A 17,942-nucleotide genomic window follows, 5' to 3' on the forward strand; every position below is an offset into this window, starting at 1 on the left:
AATTATAAGTGGCTTGCTCTACTGAATATCCAGTTTATCGAGTAGCGATGGGTAGCCCCACCCGTTGACATCGACCTCAACGGGTTCGCCAGTCAGGTATTGATACAAGGTAGGCGCTAATGAACCATTAGCTTCACTGACTAATGGCGTTACCTTGTCGCCAATTGGCTCACCCCAAAATCCGATGAAGGCATCTTTCTCTAGGTAGCTCTCACCAGCGTGTCGACCCGGTACTTTAGTGTTGTAGCCTATCCCTTCAGCTGGGAAAAGGTTAATGGTGCCAGCGCGGTCTTCTGCATAAAGCTGAGCGATTTCAACCACAGAATCTGGCTTTGGCGTGAAACGCGTGAGGTTTTTCCACTCTTCGGCACGGCACCAACTGCTTTGATTATCTTGCGTTGCTCGGTACAGGCATTTATCCACTAACTGGGCATAGCGTGCGAACTCAGCTTCAGTTGGCTTAGCTAAATAAGGATTTAACACCTGGACTTGCAGCAACGTCGTTTGGCCGGAAAGAGAATGGTAGAAAAAGCGATCGCCGCTTCTTATCACTTCTTCGTCCACCCTTTTTCCGTCTCGCGTGGCAATCAAACGAACGCTGCACGAGGTTTCATCGCACGCGTTTTGGCGAACGGCCATATAATCCAAGCTGGCACCGAGGTATTTGAGCGACTGCTTGATGATGTCTACTGTTTGACCTGCTGGCGCATTCAGTGGACGCCACTGAGTTAGCTCTGAATAGATAGGCTGAGTTTGCCAACCTTGGGCTGAGTTGAACATATCTAGCATGAAATTACCGCCGGCTGTCGATGCGACAACCACATCTATGCCTTTATTGCTCAGGTAGTTCAACGCATTAGTAATTTTCGGTCCTTCTCCCTCGTCAGACGAAATCTTTTTGATCACTAGCGGGTAGCCAAGCGAAGCTTGCAAAGCTGGGAAAATGGCTTTTTCCGGGTTTAAGGTATGGTAAACAGGGGCAAGACCATGGTCGCCCGCCATGCCAAATAAGGTGTTCTGGTATACGCCGGCGCGTTGATAAGCTTGTTCCACTTGACCAATCCAATAGTCTAGCCGGTTAAGTTCGCCAGAAGGCATGATGATCTCGTCACTGAACGGACCAACAAAGTGAGCAAAGTGATCAGGCCAAGGGTTATAGATCAAGGTGTAATCAGGCATCCCCTTACCATCAAGTTCGGCGTAACTAGTGAGATCTTGCTCAATTTTCCATTTTCGGGTTAAACGAGTGTAGAAATCCCAACGCGGAATGGATTGATAGCCAGCCAGGTTATCAACCAGCGTTTGCCTCTTCTTGGTTAGCTCGATTTCGACATCAGCGCGATTGTTCAGCTCTCTTAAGCAGCGCTTCTCGCCAAAGTCCCGCAATGCTTCCCCTGCGCCTAGGTTAACGAGACCGTCGTAACTGGTATGCGCATTCCAGTCGTACTGGGCGTTACAGTTTAGGGTTTTAAGGTGCATCAAGCGATCGAACATGGTTTGAACTTGGTTTACTTGCATCAACTTGTCGAGTTGCAAAGCATCATTGCCAAAGAAGTAGTAGGCGCGGTCTTGCTCTCTATCAACAAAGTGAAAGTTAGGAATCCCGGTGCCTTGCTCGCCGGAAACTTTGGCTCCAGTTTTGATGATGGGCAAGTTACGCACACTGATGGTCGGTGTTGAAGAAATACCGACTCGTGCAATGGAGTCGCTATGGTCGCGATACAGTCGCTTAAAGAAAGGTAAGTAATGCGGGTCTTTGTAGACTTGCTGAGACAAGATCTCGAGAAAGCGCATGTCTTGCTGGTGGTCGGGTTGTGATTGAGCAAAACTTGGATCTTGCTTAGAGAGTAAAAGGTGTTGCTGATAGGCGTGCTTTAAGAAAGGTTTGTCCGGGTCAACCAGCCCTTCCATTAATCCCTGTTGTAAGCCATCAACGGTAATCTGCACCGCAAAGCGGCGGTTTTGCTGAGATTGTAGAAAATCAATCACTTGCTTAGGATCTGAGTCGAAGGCAGTTTGCAGCCATTGATTCAATTTGTGTTGCCGCTCATCACTGAAGACAAACTGGCGATATGCTTTAAGTACATTAAGGCGGACAAAGTCGATCAAACTGATGGTGATCGCTTGAGCTTTGTTGTTTGGTTTCGCGACGTGCTGTGGCAAACCATCTTGAGCGATTGCCAGAATCGCATTTTTCATGTCACCATCATCCATGCCACTTGCAGCTTGACGCAGGATGTTGACGACGATGGGTTGAATCTTGGCAACCAGAGCTAAATCTTGCTCAGAGTCAGTCAGGTACTGATAACGCTCTGGAAGCGTCTCCATGTCTTGCCATTCGCCAACTTGGAACAGCGCATCATAGACTGTGACCATTGAAGCCATAAATTCGCCATCGATTTTCAGACCTTCTTGGTGAGCCTGATCTTTATGATGCTCTTTCTCGACTACAGCGGGTTTATCTTCAAGCGTGAATAAGCTGTGTTCGAAGATACGCAAGGTTTGTTTATCGTAAACCGTAGTTAAATACTGTTTAAACGCGTCCTCATTGCTTATTCCTGTGTAGCGGTCATAAAACTGGTACAAGAAATAACCGAGTGGTATCGCGTAAGTAGGGTCAGCAAGTTGCCCCATCACTCTTGCTTTGGTTTTTACATCCAGTGGCAAGGTAGCGAGATAGGCTTCAAGGGTAAGGCCACCCAAGGTAAAGAGTGTCATGTCTCGAGCAAAACGGGTCGAGTATGATAAAGAATCAACGACTTGGTTCTTCAATACTTCAGATGAGTTAAACAAACCACCAATTAAGGGCGTATTCCCCACTTCGGCTTGGCTGAAGTTTGGGGCTAGCAAGGCTGAGCAAATGGCTAGGCGCAGTGTTTTAGATTGAAACCAACTCATTGAAACTATTCCTTTTGTCCATGTTCTAGCCATTGTGACATCTCTGCCTGAGAGTGCAATCATCTATCTTTAGTCAGCCGTGGCTTCTGCGTTGTTTGATTGACCTATTTATCCAACCTCAAACGGAAGAATCGCACAGTTATATAAAACTGATGTGTTTTTTGAGTGTCTTCGCAAATTTTTCTTGTCCTTTATTTGTTTCGTAAATTTACATCGCGAATTTTGATTTGGAAGATATTTACCTGGTGAATAAGTTGTTATGTTTGCGACCTGCTCGCAACTGCAATGTAACTGAATGCGTAGGTCTTGCACTGTCATCTGCTGTTGCACTCAACGGGACTCGTTCAACTCAACGGAGAAATGATATGAACACTCAACGTTCAATTCTGGCTATAGCCATCGCGGTTGGTTTATCCGCCTGTGGTGGTGGAGGTTCAGGCTCAGACACCAATAATGGTTCTGACGCTAGTTCATCCTATACGGCACGCGCGGCTGATGGTTATTTAGAAGGTGCAGTTGCCTGTTTGGATTTAAATGGAAACAAAGCATGTGACGATGATGAGCCTTCCGCCGTGACCGACGAGAATGGTGAGTTCACGATAACAGGTTTAACCCAAGCTCAGAAACAAAATGGCGTTGTGGTGATTGAGATTGTTCCAGGACAAACGGTTGACCAAGACAACCCGGGTGTTCCGCTAACCAAAGCTTACACACTGACCGCGCCTCCAGGCTCTGAATTTATTAGCCCGCTCACGACACTAGTACAAAATGAGGTCGAGAAAGGGCGCTCTGTTGATGAAGCGAAAGCCGTCGTTAAATCCCAACTCGGCAGCTTAGGTGCAGACATTGATCTTGACGAAGACTATGTACAAGCCAAAGTGTCCAACTCGATGAGTGAAGCGGAGCGAGACGCTTATGCCGAATTACATAAAGTTGCTCAAGTTGCTGCCAGTGTTATGGCGAATATTACCGATTCGCTAGATGCTGCTGAAGGGGGTATTGAAGAAGATGAGTTAAAAGAGCTTATCGTCGAACAAGTGTTAAAGATTGTTGAGGATGCGCTGACTGCAATAGGCAATGCGGGGGATGACTTTGACATTGACGATATCGTTGATAATTTGCCTTTGGATCTAACGCAAGAGAACTTAAAAGATAAACTCGATGAGTTAGAGGCGGTAAAAGAGGCTGAAGACATCGACTTTAAGCAAGCATTGGAATCTGACCAGCTCGCTTGGTTTGACAGTTATGAACCGGACGATATGGCGCAACAGTTCAGTTACGGCTTGGTTCAGCTAGATGGTGAAGGTCAGTTTATTGAACGAGAGTATGAGTTTGATTATCAAACCCAAAGCTTCCTTCTTCAAGGCGGCGATGATCAAGAACGCCAAATGATCCTGTCAGAGAATGGCTGGGTGGCGTCAGACTATTCAGTCGTTGCTATTAACGCTCAAGATGATGGGAGTGTGATATTCGAAAAAGCAGTGCCAGAACTCAACGAACAAATTTCAGCCGATAGAATTAACATCAGCAATCTGAATGTAAGGGAGTTGATTGCCGATTCCGACGACACTGCGGCATGGGCTCATTACATTGACGACTCCTTAGTGTTCCCAACGAACAGTGTGGCATACAAAGTTGAAGCTGAGCTGGTGGCTGAGGGTTACTACAGTTTCGACCAAGGTGACTGGTGTGAGAAAGATCCAACCGACCGTTATGAGACGCTGGGAAATATGTGTAATGGCATCAGCGCTTACACTGTGAATGGTGATACTTGGTTAAGCACGCTTGATTCTACCGTTGCCCAAGATGCGTCAGACCGCTCAGGGACGAACAATACGACTGATTTGATCCCGATGGCGGGCGCCACTATGGGTATAATCTTTGTTCAGTTGCTTGAAAGTGGTGAGGCGGTTTACTACTTAGATGCTGGGGAAAAGGACAGCCTAACTAAGTATGACGAGCTAGGTGACTGGCAAGACATTGAGCATAATGGTCAAACACTGCGTGAGATTACGTTACCAGACTCGATTGCCGAGCAAACCACGTGGAGTAACTTTAACGATGAAGATAACGCCTTGTATCTAGCCCGTTACGGAGAGTATCTCCGCGTGGCTTGGTATATCGAGGATGATTATGCGGAGGGTGAAGAGCTCTTGTTTGGTCAATCGGCAGCACAGTTTGTTATTGATAGCTTTCAGCCAATGAACCTTGCGACTTGTTTAGCATCACTACCAGATGCAGGCTATGAGAAGCAAGTTGGTGATATTTGGCAGCAGAATGTCGAACGTTCAGTGCCATGGGCTAATGAGGGGAACCCAACCAGCTGGCGTTACGTGCTTGAGCATATGGGCGATAATTTCTCGTGGTTAACCGATGAGTCGACTCAGGTCACCGATCTACCAGAGCAATTGTCTGGTGGCGCACTGACTCAAACTGTAATTCGCGCTTACGATGCGAGTAATACGATTGCATTTGTCGAGAAACAGTATGAAGACCAAGATCATTACTATGGTCAAGCCGGACGTGGTGAAGACAACAGCAACTGGGGCAGTGTAAAAGTCATCTTGCCAACACCTGTTAAAAAATCTGAGTTGTTGCTGGGTAAAACCGTTATGCATGAGGATGCTGCTATTGCTAGTTTAAGTGATGTGACATCAGCAGAAGCGCCAACATCCGTAGACGCAGTGCAGAGACAGCACTTTACCTATACTCAGCAATTCTTAGGTAAACGCAACGTTGAAGTGGAGTCTGGCGAGTACGAAGTGTGTCAGGTTGTTAATTTTACGTACTGGGGTGAAGGCTCTGGTCACTATGAGACGGATACGAGCCTTGTCTGGCTAAATAACCGTGGCGTGGTTAAGCAGTTGCGAGATGAACCATCATGGGGAGCGAAGATCGAACTGGAAGTAGAATCTATGCCTGAGATTAACTAATTCCCTTTGAGCTCAAATTTGTGAAAACAAAAAAGCGCAGCTGAGTTTAGCTGCGCTTTTCTCGTTTCTGGAGGTTTAATAGCCCATTAATTGCAATAAGTTTTCAGCTGTTTTGATTGCTTCTTTGCGGTTGGCAATATTCAGCTTCTGATACAAATTGCGAATATGAGTTTTAATGGTCGTACCGGCTACATCAAGCTCCTGAGCAATTTGTTCGTTGCTAAAACCTGAATAAATCAACCCCAACACTTGCCACTCACGTTGAGTCAATGGACTCGTTCGTACCAGCTCCGGAATATTAGGGTGGTTAACCAACTTTTCGACAAACTCTTCATCAAAGTGAACCGAGCGACTACGCTGGGTTGTAGAGATGTCTTTGAGAAGTTGCTGAGCTCGATGGCGCTCAAGATCACCCAGCTCAGTTTTGTGGTTCAGCTTCTCGAGTATGTGGCCAATTTTTGCGCCATCGACAAGGAAGTTACCCAGCATACCCGTTTGGTTGGTTAGGGCTAACGCTTGCTTTAATCGCTCACGCGCTGTCTCTTCATCTTGCTGAGAGATGGCTAGGACCGCTTCAACGATCAAGTTACGATTGGTATCCGTCAGTAAGTCTTTCGCTTGAGCTTCTTGTTGCAAGAAGGCCAGCGTCTCTCCGGCTTTATCAAACTGTTCAAGCGCAATTTGAGCCCGAGCAATATTACGCCATTGAAGTTGGGTAAAGTGATTGCATGCTCGCTCTGGCCTCACCGTGGTCTCTAGCCATTGCTGCAGAGAGTCAAGGTCGCCCCGGGCTTGCCAGAATAGGATCAACGACAGAGAAGCATTCGCAGTCCAATCAACGTGATAGGTAGATTGCTTAAGAAGATGAACGATCTGCTCAATGAACTTACCGGCTTTATCTAACTCACCGCGGCCAATGGCAATGCGGGCTAGCATGGAATAACTATGTAAGTGCTTACTTGGACTATGATGCCCTAGGATATCCAGTCCTTTGTAAGCGCATTCCTCAGCTTCATCCAGTCTGTTCCAGCACCAAAGTATTTGTGCGCGAATACGAAGTAAAAACTCGTGCAGCGGGACTTGTTGCAACTGTTGCTCTTCAATAAGTTTGAAAGCATTATCCTGAACTTCAAATGCGGCTTGGACATAACCTTGAGCAATCAGGATCTCACTTTGTTGCAGCATCGCCCACAAAGCTTGGTGGTAAACCTGATATTGACGAGCCAGTTTCTCGGTTTGTTGCATCATTGGCAGTGCGCGGCTCAAGTGACCAAGAACATGGTTGACTTCGCCAACCACAGAAGTCGCGACAATACGGCTGCGATAGACCGTACTATCAACTTGGCTCAGCGATAATTCTGCCAATTCTAGTGCCTTTTCAGGCTCGTTTTGGTTGATCGCGACCTGAGCTCTCAAGGCGTTAAATTCGCCCTGCTCCTTTTCATTCAAGACAACGTTGAGTGCTTTCATCTGTTCGTCTGCTTTGGATAGCAAGTCGCCGACATCGTTGTATCTATGCTGACTTTGCGCTAACCAAGCTTGCAGCATACAGAGTTTGGGTTCGCTGTAGAGTTGCTCAGGAGCGAGAGTCTCGATCGCTTTTTCGACACTTCTTAGCTCACCGCCATTAAACATTTTCCAACCGTATTGCAGCAAGATATCTGCAATTAGCTGGCTGTTCTTTGCTTTTTGCGCATGATGCAAGGCTTGATGTGGCGAGGAAAGTTTCAACCAAGCCTTCGCGGCTGTTTGGTGAAGTCGAGTCTCTTGTTGTGGGATACGAGCAGAGCGCTCATGGGTCAGAAATTCTGCAAACAGGTTGTGGAAGCGATACCAGTTTTGTTCTCCTTCCAGTGGGTGGATGAAGAGACCAAAGCGGTTTAGCGATTCGATCATGCTCAGCGCATCATCACGCTCTGTCAGTGTCGATACTAACTCATCGTTGAAGTGATCAAGCACAGAGCACTGGAGCAAGAACATGCGAGTTTCGGCATCGAGCAAGTCAAACACTTCTTCGACTAGGTAATCCCAAAGGTGGGCATGGCTAAATTCAGAAAATGACTCGGCAGATTGAGCGAGTGTTTTATGCTGATGCTGTGCTTGCAACGCGATAAGTTGGAGTGCTGACGGCCACCCCTCAACATAGCTACGTAGATTGTCGGCGGTCGTATCGTCTATACCATCCGCGACTCGCTGGTTAAAGAAACGTGTGGTTTCTTCGGTATCAAAGGCCAACAGCTCGTTACCGATTTCAATCATCAGATCTCGCACGCGAAGGTTGGCTGTGCCCAAAGGAGGAGCGGCGCGACTGGTGACCACTAAAGTTAGGTTATCTGGCATGTGCTTTAAGAAAAAGCGCATTGCTTCATGTATTTCTTCATCATTGATGAGATGGTAATCATCAAGAACAAGGTAACACTCTTGGTGAAATGAAGACATTTCAGAGAAAACTTCGCCAAAAAGTGAATGAAGTGAAGAGAACTGACGCTTTTCTGCGAGTTTTTGCGCATTTGGACACGCATTATTGGTGGCTTTATTTAACGCTTGCAGCAAGTAGTTCATAAAGCGGAACGAATCGTTATCGCTTTCGTCAATGCTGTACCAGCCAACGTTGATTTTGTCGGATAGCCACTGAGCAGCCATGGTGGTTTTACCATACCCAGCAGGTGAGCGGAAAAGAACCAGCTTGTAGCAAGGGGCTTGTTGCAGCAAATCAAGTACCCTAGGGCGAACGATAGCGTTATGTAATCGACCCGGACGGGTAAGCTTAGAAGGAATCCACATCTTCTTTATCCCTACTCAGACCCCTATTTATGATTATTCACTTGGTTAGGGGTGGTGAATATTTGGTCAAATTTGACCTTGTTGACATGGATGTTACTTGAGAACAAACACTACAGTTATTGATCAACAGCTAGATTTTTGTCTAATTCACATTTTCCCGCTATCTACGCCCTTAAATTGTGATGATTATCACTCTTTGGTCTTGGTATAAGTGCGACTTATGGTTTGTTTTGCACCGAAAACTATGCAAACAGAGCAACATGTAAAAACATATTGTGACAGAGTATACATTATTGTCATTTGACTATTTTGCTATGCAACTAAGTTTCATAAACAGAATGTAGGGTTATTTCGGTGATGGTGTGATCTCAATCACCTGAGTGTACAGCGTATATAAGTGAAGTGAGATTTAGATCACTGAGCCTTCACTTGTACACCCTCTACGCCCTGAGCCCTCCTCCTAATCCGCGTTCTAGGAGGAGGATGTTTTGCTAGCCGTGCCAATGCACGATATGTCTCAGATGGATTAAAACCGATAAGTGAGATTTCTCTAATGAAACCTACGCAACAGAAAAAATTTGATAAAGCTTTGTTCCAAGAAAGCGTAAAGCAGCATCTATCGACTACTTACGCAAAGACGGAAGCTACGGCGACTCCGCGTGATTGGTACTTAGCAATGGGTCGTGCTCTAGCTGAGCTGACTACATTGGATCTACTAAAAACGGAACAAGATCCTAAGATCCAAAGCGCGAAAAGCGTTAACTACCTTTCTCTAGAATTCCTAATCGGTCGTCTTACAGGTAACAACCTAATCAGCATGGGTCTTTACGAGCAGATCACTGATGCGATGGCTGAGCTAGGTCATAACTTAACTGACCTACTTGAAGAAGAGCGCGACCCGTCACTAGGTAACGGCGGTCTAGGTCGTCTTGCGGCATGTTTCATGGACTCATGTGCGGCACAAGAGTTCCCAACGGTGGGCTACGGTCTGCACTATGAGTACGGTTTGTTTAAGCAATCATTTGAAGAAGGCCGTCAAAAAGAAGCACCAGACGCATGGCGTGGTGTTGAAGGTTACCCGTGGGAAGTCGCTCGTCCAGAATTGGCACAAGAGATTGGTTTCTACGGTCATGTAGAAGTAAGCCACGAGAATGGCAAAGAAATTCGTAAGTGGGTTCCTGGCATGACAGTAAAAGCCATGCCTTGGGATCTGCCAATCGTTGGTTACGAATCAGATACAGTATACCCGCTACGTCTTTGGGAATGTCAGGCGATTGCACCATTCTCACTAGCAAGCTTTAACAACGGTGATTACTTTGAAGCACAGCACTCGTTAATTGATGCTGGCAACATCACGAAAGTTCTTTACCCGAACGATAACCACGAGAAGGGTAAGACTCTGCGCCTAATGCAGCAGTACTTCCACTCAGCGGCATCGGTACGCGATATTCTACGTCGCCATGAAGCAGCAGGTTACTCGTTAGCAGACCTTCCTAAGCAAGAAACTATCCAGCTAAACGATACGCACCCAACAATCGCTATCCCAGAGCTGATGCGCATCTTGATCGATGAGAAAGGTCTATCTTGGGACAAAGCGTGGGAAATCAGCGCGAATACATTCGCCTACACCAACCACACGCTACTTCCAGAAGCTCTAGAGACATGGCCTGAGTCGCTTATCCAGCGTCTACTTCCTCGTCACATGGAAATCATTTTTGAAATCAACCACCACTTCCTACAAGACGTACGTAAAATGTGGCCTGGTGATGGTGAGAAACAAGCTAAGCTGTCTATCATCCAAGAAGGTTTCAACCGCATGGTTCGCATGGCAAACCTATGTGTGATTGGTTCTTACAAAGTGAACGGTGTAGCGGCACTTCACTCTGAATTGGTGAAGAAAGACCTGTTCCCTGAGTTTAACGAAATCTTCCCAGGCAAACTGACTAACGTAACAAACGGTATTACGCCACGTCGTTGGTTGAAGTTCTGTAACCCGGGTCTATCAAGCTTAGTTTCAGACAAGATTGGTACTGAGTGGCCAGCTAAACTTGAACAGCTTGAGGGTATTGCTCAGTTTGCGACTGATGCAAAATTCCAAAAAGAGTTCATGGCTGTTAAGAAACAAAACAAACAGCGTCTTGCGGATTGGGTTAAAGAGAACATGGGTATCGAGCTAGATACTAATGCAATCTTTGACGTGCAAATCAAGCGTCTGCACGAGTACAAGCGTCAGCACTTAGATCTGCTGCACATCTTGTCTCTATACCACCGCATCATCAACGAACCTGAGTTCGAATGTACACCACGTGTTTGTTTCTTCGCGGCTAAAGCGGCGCCGGGTTACCACCTAGCGAAAGAAATCATCTTCGCTGTGAACAAAGTGGCTGAGAAGATCAACAACGACCCACGCATTGGTAACAAACTGAAAGTGGTCTTCATTCCTGATTACCGCGTTAGCATGGCGGAAATCATCATTCCAGCGGCTGACGTTTCTCAACAAATCTCGCTAGCTGGTAAAGAAGCATCGGGTACAGGTAACATGAAGATGGCGCTTAACGGTGCATTGACTATCGGTACTATGGACGGTGCGAACGTTGAAATTCGCGAAGAAGTGGGTGATGAGAACATCTACATCTTTGGTCTAGACGTTGACGGTGTACAAGCGCTTAAAACTCAAGGTTACAACCCTTACGACTACTACCACGCGGATCCACTACTGAAAGCGTCACTCGACCTATTGCTGGGTGAAGAGTTCACACCAGGTCAACCTGGTCTGCTACGAGCAACATTTGACAGCTTGCTTGATGGTGGTGACCCATACCTATGTTTGGCAGATTTTGCTTCTTACGTGCAAGCGCATGAAGACATGGGCAAACAATACAAAGACCAAGCTGGCTGGGCTAAGAAAGCCATTCTTAACACCGCCTTGGTTGGTAAGTTTACATCAGACCGCTCAATTCGAGACTATGTAAACAACATTTGGAAGTTAGAAGCCGTATCGCGCTAATTTCATAATAATAAGCCAAGGCCTTGTGCCTTGGCTCTACTCTTTTAAAACCATTAATTACCCTACATTTTGAAGGTATATGTAGTCCTTCGGAGAGAGCGATGAAAGAACAAAACGCATTAAAACAAGTCGCTGAAATGGCAAGAATTGCCGACAGCTACGTTAGCGCGTGGGGAGATGAAGCTAAGGTTGAAGATGCAACCATCCGTCACCTACTGGCGTCTTTAGGCTACGACGTAACCAATGATGAAACTCTTCTACAGTCAGCGGAGAAAAAGCATAAGAAAGATGTGCTTGAGCCAGTACTGGTTATCCGCGATGGTGAGCCGGTAGAGGTAGCACTGAACTTAGGTGCGAGTGCTCGTGAAAGTGAGTTTAGCTGGCAGTTAGCGACTGAGCAGGGAGAGGTACTTGAAGGCTATCTTCAGTCTCAGATTGTACGCGATGAGCGTAAAGAGGGTGGCCCTTTAGTGTTTGCACTACCAAGCGATTTGCCTTGGGGTTACCACCAATTGACTGTGACGCGTAAACGTCGTAAGTCCCCTTACCAAATGACACTGATCGTGACACCGAAAGCGTGTTTCAAACAAGATCAGATTGAGAGCGGCAAAAAAATGTGGGGCCCAAGTGTCCAGCTTTACACATTACGCACGCAACATAACTGGGGCATGGGCGACTTCGGAGACCTAAAACAGTTAGTGGCAGACATTGCTTCTCGTGGCGGTGATTTTGTTGGTCTAAACCCCATTCACTCGTTGTTCCCTGCCAACCCAGAGGGCGCGAGTCCTTACAGCCCGTCTTCTCGTCGCTGGCTAAACATCCTATACATCGATGTCAGCTCAGTTCCAGAGTTTTCACTGAGTATTGAAGCACAGCAGAAAGTAGGCAGTGCGGAATTCCAGCAACGTCTGCAAAAAGCTCGTGACTCGCATTGGGTAAACTACACCGAAGTGTCTGAACTCAAAATGAGCGTTCTGCCGCTTCTGTTTGATGAGTTTAAAAAGCGTCACCTAGATAAAAACAGTGAACGTGCTCAAGCATTCCTAGCATTTGTAGAGCAAGGTGGCGAGAGCCTACTTCATCAAGCCGCGTTTGATGCACTGCACGCTAACTTGCGCGCACAAGATAGCAATGTTTGGGGCTGGCCTGTATTCCCTGAAGAGCTGCGTAAGTTCGAAAATGCCGCCGTTCAGAAGTTTATTGAAAAGAACCAAGATCTGGTTCACTTGTACATGTACCTTCAGTGGGTTGCGGATTCTCAGATAAAAGAAGCCCAAGCACTTGCCGAAGAGAAGGGCATGTCTGTCGGTCTGTACCGTGACCTTGCTGTTGGTGTGGCTGACTCGGGTGCCGAGACTTGGGCTGATAACGGTAACCTGGTGCTAGATGCAAGCATAGGTGCGCCACCGGATATTCTTGGTCCGCTTGGGCAAAACTGGGGGCTACCGCCGTTGAACCCTCAGGTTCTAAAAGCGACCAGCTACGAGGCATACATTCAGTTGCTGCGCGCCAACATGAAGCATTGTGGTGCACTGCGTATCGACCACGTACTTGGCTTGCTACGCCTGTGGTGGATTCCTAAAGGTGAAAACGCGACTAAAGGCGCGTACATCTACTACCCAGTTGAAGACATGCTAGCGATTTTGGCTCTAGAGTCTCATCGTCATCAATGCAGTGTTATCGGTGAAGATCTTGGTACTGTGCCAGATGAAATTGTTGAGATCTTGCGTGATGCAGGTGTTCACTCATACAAAGTTTTCTTCTTCGAAACATCTGAAGACGATGGTGGCTTTATTTCGCCAGCTCACTACGCTGAACAATCAATGTCTGCGTTGTGTACTCACGATATGCCGACCTTACGCGGCTTCTGGCATTGTGATGACCTTAAGATGGGTAAAGAGCTTGGCCTATACCCTGACGAAGAGCAGCTACAAAAACTGTTCGCAGGTCGTTTAGAGTGTAAACAAGGAATTTTAGATTCAGTGGCTTGGCATGGTTACCTGCCAGAGGGCGTAGGTCGCGATGCGCAGTATGTGCCGATGGATTCATACTTAGCGGAAGCGCTTCAATTGCATGTTGCTGCGGGCTCTTCAACGCTACTGAGTGTGCAGTTGGAAGATTGGTTGGAAATGGATCAACCTGTTAACATTCCGGGCACCGTGGACGAGTATCCAAACTGGCGTCGTAAGCTGTCGATGAACCTCGATCAACTCTTTGCTCAAGAAGGGGTGAATCGAATCGCACATAAGCTGACTGAGACGCGAGCAAAGGTGAGCAAATAGTCATCGGGTTGCAAAGTTTACATAGAAAAATATCGATTTAATCACTCTATGTAAAAGCGTTATTCAGTACACTTTCAGTACGCTATTTTAAGCCCGCACTCGTTAGCGGGCTTTTTTATAAATTAGAACAATTATATCAACTTAGATTATGTGACGGCTTATTTCGCTTGCTATTTTCCGCGCCTTGAACGTGCGGTTTCTCGGCATAATTTAACGCTTCACAATGCCAAGTCGATAATAGAAAGTTCGGTTAGGGAGAGAAACATTTGAAAACGGCAATTCTGGACAAAAAAACGCAGGCTTATAACCAGCTTTCTCACGCGACCTTCGTTGATCCGTTCGCATTCCTTGGGCCTTTTATCGACCCTGAGCATGGTGCGCTGCGCGTGTGGATGCCAGGCGCTGATTCCGTCTCTGTGCTTTTTGAAGGCGAAGAGCCAATAGAGCTAGAACGTGAGGATGCTTCTGGCTTTATTCTCAAGCAAGAGCGCGATTTGCATCTCACTCACTACCAATTAGCGGTCCAGTGGGGTGACACCGAGCAAATTCTTGATGATCCTTACCAATATCATGGCATTTACGCAGAGTACGATGACCTGCATACGCCAAAAGAGATGTACAAGCATATGGGGGCTCAGTTCGTCACGCTTGAACGTGGCGGCAAACAAATTTCTGGTACTCGCTTTTTGGTGTACGCGCCTCACGCGAGTGCTTGTAGCTTAGTAGGTGAGTTTAACCAGTGGGACGGTCGTCGTACCCCAATGCAGCGCCTCGACTACGGTATTTGGGGGTTATTTGTCCCTAATTTGCCAGAAGGCACTCAGTACAAGTTTGAGCTGAAAGGGCCAAATGGTGAGGGTTTGCCTCACAAAGCCGACCCTTGGGGAGCATACTCTGAGCAATACCCTTCCTTCGCCTCACTTACCTATGATCACAGTCGCTACAACTGGCAAGACAACAAGTGGCAAACTCGCCCTGTGACAGAAAAACGCAAAGAAGCTCTCTCATTTTATGAGTTACATGCAGGCTCTTGGCGTCGTGACGAGAACGGCGACTTTCTCAACTACCGTGATCTCGCGGATCAACTGATTCCGTACTTAGTTGATATGGGGTATAGCCATGTTGAACTGATGCCTGTGTCAGAGCATCCTTTCTATGGCTCTTGGGGTTATCAACCTGTGGGTTTGTTTGCACCGACCAGTCGTTACGGCTCGCCAGATGACTTCAAGTACTTCGTTGATCAATGTCACCAAGCTGGGGTAGGCGTGGTGCTCGATTGGGTCCCTGCGCACTTCCCATCGGATGATCATGGCTTGGCTAACTTCGATGGTACGCCATTGTTCCATGATCCAGATCCTCGCCGCGGCTGGCACCAAGATTGGAACTCGTACATTTACGATCTAGGTCGTGAGCATGTACGCCGCTTCTTGGTATCCAATGCCTTGTATTGGTTTGAACAGTTCCATATTGATGGTATCCGCGTCGATGCGGTTGCTTCTATGCTGTATCTCGATTACTCGCGCAGCCATGACCAGTGGATCCCTAATATCGATGGTGGCAATGAAAACTACGATGCTATCGCCACCTTGAAGTGGATGAACGAAGAAGTCTACAAGTACTTCCCAAATGCCATGACCATTGCCGAAGAATCAACTGCATTCCCAGGTGTGTCTGCTCCAACCTTTATGGGGGGGCTGGGTTTCGGCTTTAAGTGGAATATGGGGTGGATGCACGATTCGCTTTCTTACATTCAGGAAGATCCTGTCCATCGTCAATACCATCACAACACCATTACTTTCCCACTTGTTTACGCGCACAGTGAAAATTACGTACTGTCTTTATCGCATGATGAAGTTGTGTATGGCAAAGGATCGATTCACAACAAGATGCCTGGAGATGAGTGGCAGCAAACGGCTAACCTAAGAGCGTACCTAGGTTATATGTATGCTCAGCCGGGCAAGAAGCTGAACTTCATGGGGGCCGAAATTGGTCAAACTGCGGAGTGGAATCATGATGATCAATTGCAGTGGTTCTTACTGCAGTTTGAGCGTCATCAAGGTGTGCAAGCTCTGACTCGTGACTTGAACAAGCTTTACCGTCAAGAGAAGGCAATGCATGAGTTGGACTGTGATCCCGCTGGTTTCGAATGGCGACTTCAAGATGCAGCAGAAGCCTCAATTTTAGCTCACGAGCGCATAAGTGAAGCGGGTGAACGTATTTTGGTTGTGACTAACTTTACACCCGTTCCGCACCATGATTTCCGCGTAGGTGTGCCAAACTCAGGACGCTATGAACTGCTCCTTAACACAGACAGCGAGCAGTACAACGGAAGTGGCTTTGAAGTCAAAGCCGTTGCCGAGACAGAGACCATCGAAAGTGAAGGACTCGCGCAATCTCTACACTTGAGCTTACCACCTTTAGCGACGGTATTTTACAAACTTAACTAACTATTTTGTTAGCCTAAAAGCCCAGCATTGCTGGGCTTTTTTTGTTCACTAACACACTTCATATGCCTGCTATTTGATAACTCCCTCATCTATGGGCTATACAAAGCAATATGTGATCACAACATTTGTTTTTCGCTTCCTTTATATTGGTTTTGCGACAAACTGATGGTTTTCGTAGTGTCTTATAACTAAGAATTATATAGAACGCTGTACACAGTTTGTTGTATTTTCTGATTTTACCCTTAGAATACGCGTAAAAAACACCGTTCAATTATTGAGGGGTGTCAGGAAGATTTACCAAGCCGGCGTATGATCGGCGACGACACACGGATTGTTTCTGTTTACTTAAGGTACAAACATGAAAAAACTATTATTGCTGTTGTTATGCTCGGGTTCTGTCGCTGCGTCGGAATTACAAGTTTCTGTCGACCTTCTTGAGGGGACATACGTTGGTGAGTCAAAGTATTATTACGATTTACCTTACAGTGACCTGCCGGGGTTCTATCACGAGAAGAACAGCGTAGAGTGGGGCTTAGGTGTTAAATACATTCACGACTTTGAGAACTGGGATGTATTTGGCAAATTCTCAATGGGTGATTCTGAGCTACGTCACTCACACACATGGGAAATTGGTTCGCGTTACCGACTCAATGAGGCGCACTGGTTTAGTGCCTACTGGAAAGGAACATTCGCCAAAGAAGAGTACCAAATTGAAGATCGCGTGATCGACCCTGAACACCAAAACTCAATCACGAATGGTGAATGGGCGATGTGGGCAGTAGGGCGTTACCAGTACAATCTACAGCCAAGTTTTGACTTACCTCTTTATGTAGGCTTTGAAGCGTCGACAGACTTGAATGATCCGGCATTGATGCAAGATGACCTTGCTGGTTTCGTTGGGGTTAAGTTCGACAAATACTTCGCTGAAGTAAGAGCGGGTGAGGATCTTATCTTTGCAACGTTTGGTTTGAGCTTCGATATGTTTGAAGAGTCAGATTCGTAAGCCTTTTAAGGGCAAACAAGATTGAATAAAGCCTCCTTAGGTGAACACCTGAGGAGGCTTTTTTGTGTTGCTTTATCAATGAGCTTAACAGACGCAGGTGGGGGAACAGGGTACTATCCTAAGATTCTGAGAGATTAGATATCACACAAGGAAGCGTTCATGGAACCAAGAGTCAGTATTATTACCCTAGGTGTAGAGGACCTACAGCGTTCATATCAGTTTTATACTCAACTCGGATTTCCCTCTTCGAAAACGCCTGAAGACGGCATCATTTTCTTTAAAACAGGCGGCGTTTGTCTTGCTTTGTATCCTTTGCATGCGTTAGCGGAAGACGTTTCTCCGGATATGGCGAATCAGCGCGCGGGCTTTAGTGGTGTTACACTGGCGCACAATACTCGATCGAAACAAGAGGTTGACCAAATCTTGGCAATAGCTGTGGAAGCCGGTGCTAAATTGGAGAAGCCCGCTCAGGATGTATTCTGGGGTGGGTACAGTGGTTACTTTTCTGACCCCGATGGTTATTTATGGGAGATCGCATATGGTGACTGCTGGGAGTTCAACCCAGATGGCTCGTTAGTCATCGATTAA

Annotated in this window: 8 protein-coding genes; 6 read left to right on the plus strand and 2 right to left on the minus strand. The window is 46.7% G+C overall.

Annotation, left to right across the window (positions count from 1 at the left end; genetic code table 11):
- Positions 1–18 precede the first annotated feature (18 nt).
- On the minus strand, positions 19–2,898 hold the full coding sequence (locus tag RH45_RS16455; protein ID WP_008079217.1) for an alkaline phosphatase family protein: 2,880 nt from the start codon (positions 2,896–2,898) through the stop codon (positions 19–21).
- A gap of 365 nt (positions 2,899–3,263) precedes the next feature.
- Here RH45_RS16455 and RH45_RS16460 point away from each other — a divergent pair, with 365 nt between their 5' ends.
- Complete coding sequence (locus RH45_RS16460) at positions 3,264–5,831, plus strand: hypothetical protein (RefSeq protein ID WP_008079218.1); 2,568 nt, start codon at positions 3,264–3,266, stop codon at positions 5,829–5,831.
- A gap of 75 nt (positions 5,832–5,906) precedes the next feature.
- Here the strand turns inward: RH45_RS16460 and malT are convergent, their stop codons facing one another.
- Positions 5,907–8,615, minus strand: coding sequence for an HTH-type transcriptional regulator MalT (malT, locus tag RH45_RS16465; protein ID WP_008079220.1), 2,709 nt, complete (start codon positions 8,613–8,615; stop codon positions 5,907–5,909).
- Between the two features lie 553 nt (positions 8,616–9,168).
- Here malT and RH45_RS16470 point away from each other — a divergent pair.
- The 5 genes from RH45_RS16470 (at position 9,169) to RH45_RS16490 (ending at position 17,942) form a co-directional block, all read left to right on the plus strand.
- On the plus strand, positions 9,169–11,622 hold the full coding sequence (locus tag RH45_RS16470; protein ID WP_008079221.1) for a glycogen/starch/alpha-glucan phosphorylase: 2,454 nt from the start codon (positions 9,169–9,171) through the stop codon (positions 11,620–11,622).
- Positions 11,623–11,723: 101 nt separating this feature from the next.
- A complete protein-coding gene (gene malQ / locus RH45_RS16475; protein ID WP_008079223.1) occupies positions 11,724–13,904 on the plus strand; it encodes a 4-alpha-glucanotransferase in 2,181 nt (726 codons plus the stop codon).
- 266 nt (positions 13,905–14,170) lie between these two features.
- Complete coding sequence (glgB, locus tag RH45_RS16480) at positions 14,171–16,351, plus strand: 1,4-alpha-glucan branching protein GlgB (protein WP_008079224.1); 2,181 nt, start codon at positions 14,171–14,173, stop codon at positions 16,349–16,351.
- Between the two features lie 358 nt (positions 16,352–16,709).
- Positions 16,710–17,354 carry a hypothetical protein gene (locus RH45_RS16485; RefSeq protein WP_008079225.1) on the plus strand — a complete coding sequence of 215 codons (645 nt, stop codon included), beginning with the start codon at positions 16,710–16,712 and terminating at the stop codon, positions 17,352–17,354.
- 159 nt (positions 17,355–17,513) lie between these two features.
- Positions 17,514–17,942: a VOC family protein gene (locus RH45_RS16490; protein WP_008079226.1), complete on the plus strand. Its 429-nt coding sequence runs from the start codon at positions 17,514–17,516 to the stop codon at positions 17,940–17,942.

This window comes from Vibrio sinaloensis DSM 21326 (assembly GCF_000189275.1).
Lineage (GTDB): Bacteria > Pseudomonadota > Gammaproteobacteria > Enterobacterales > Vibrionaceae > Vibrio > Vibrio sinaloensis.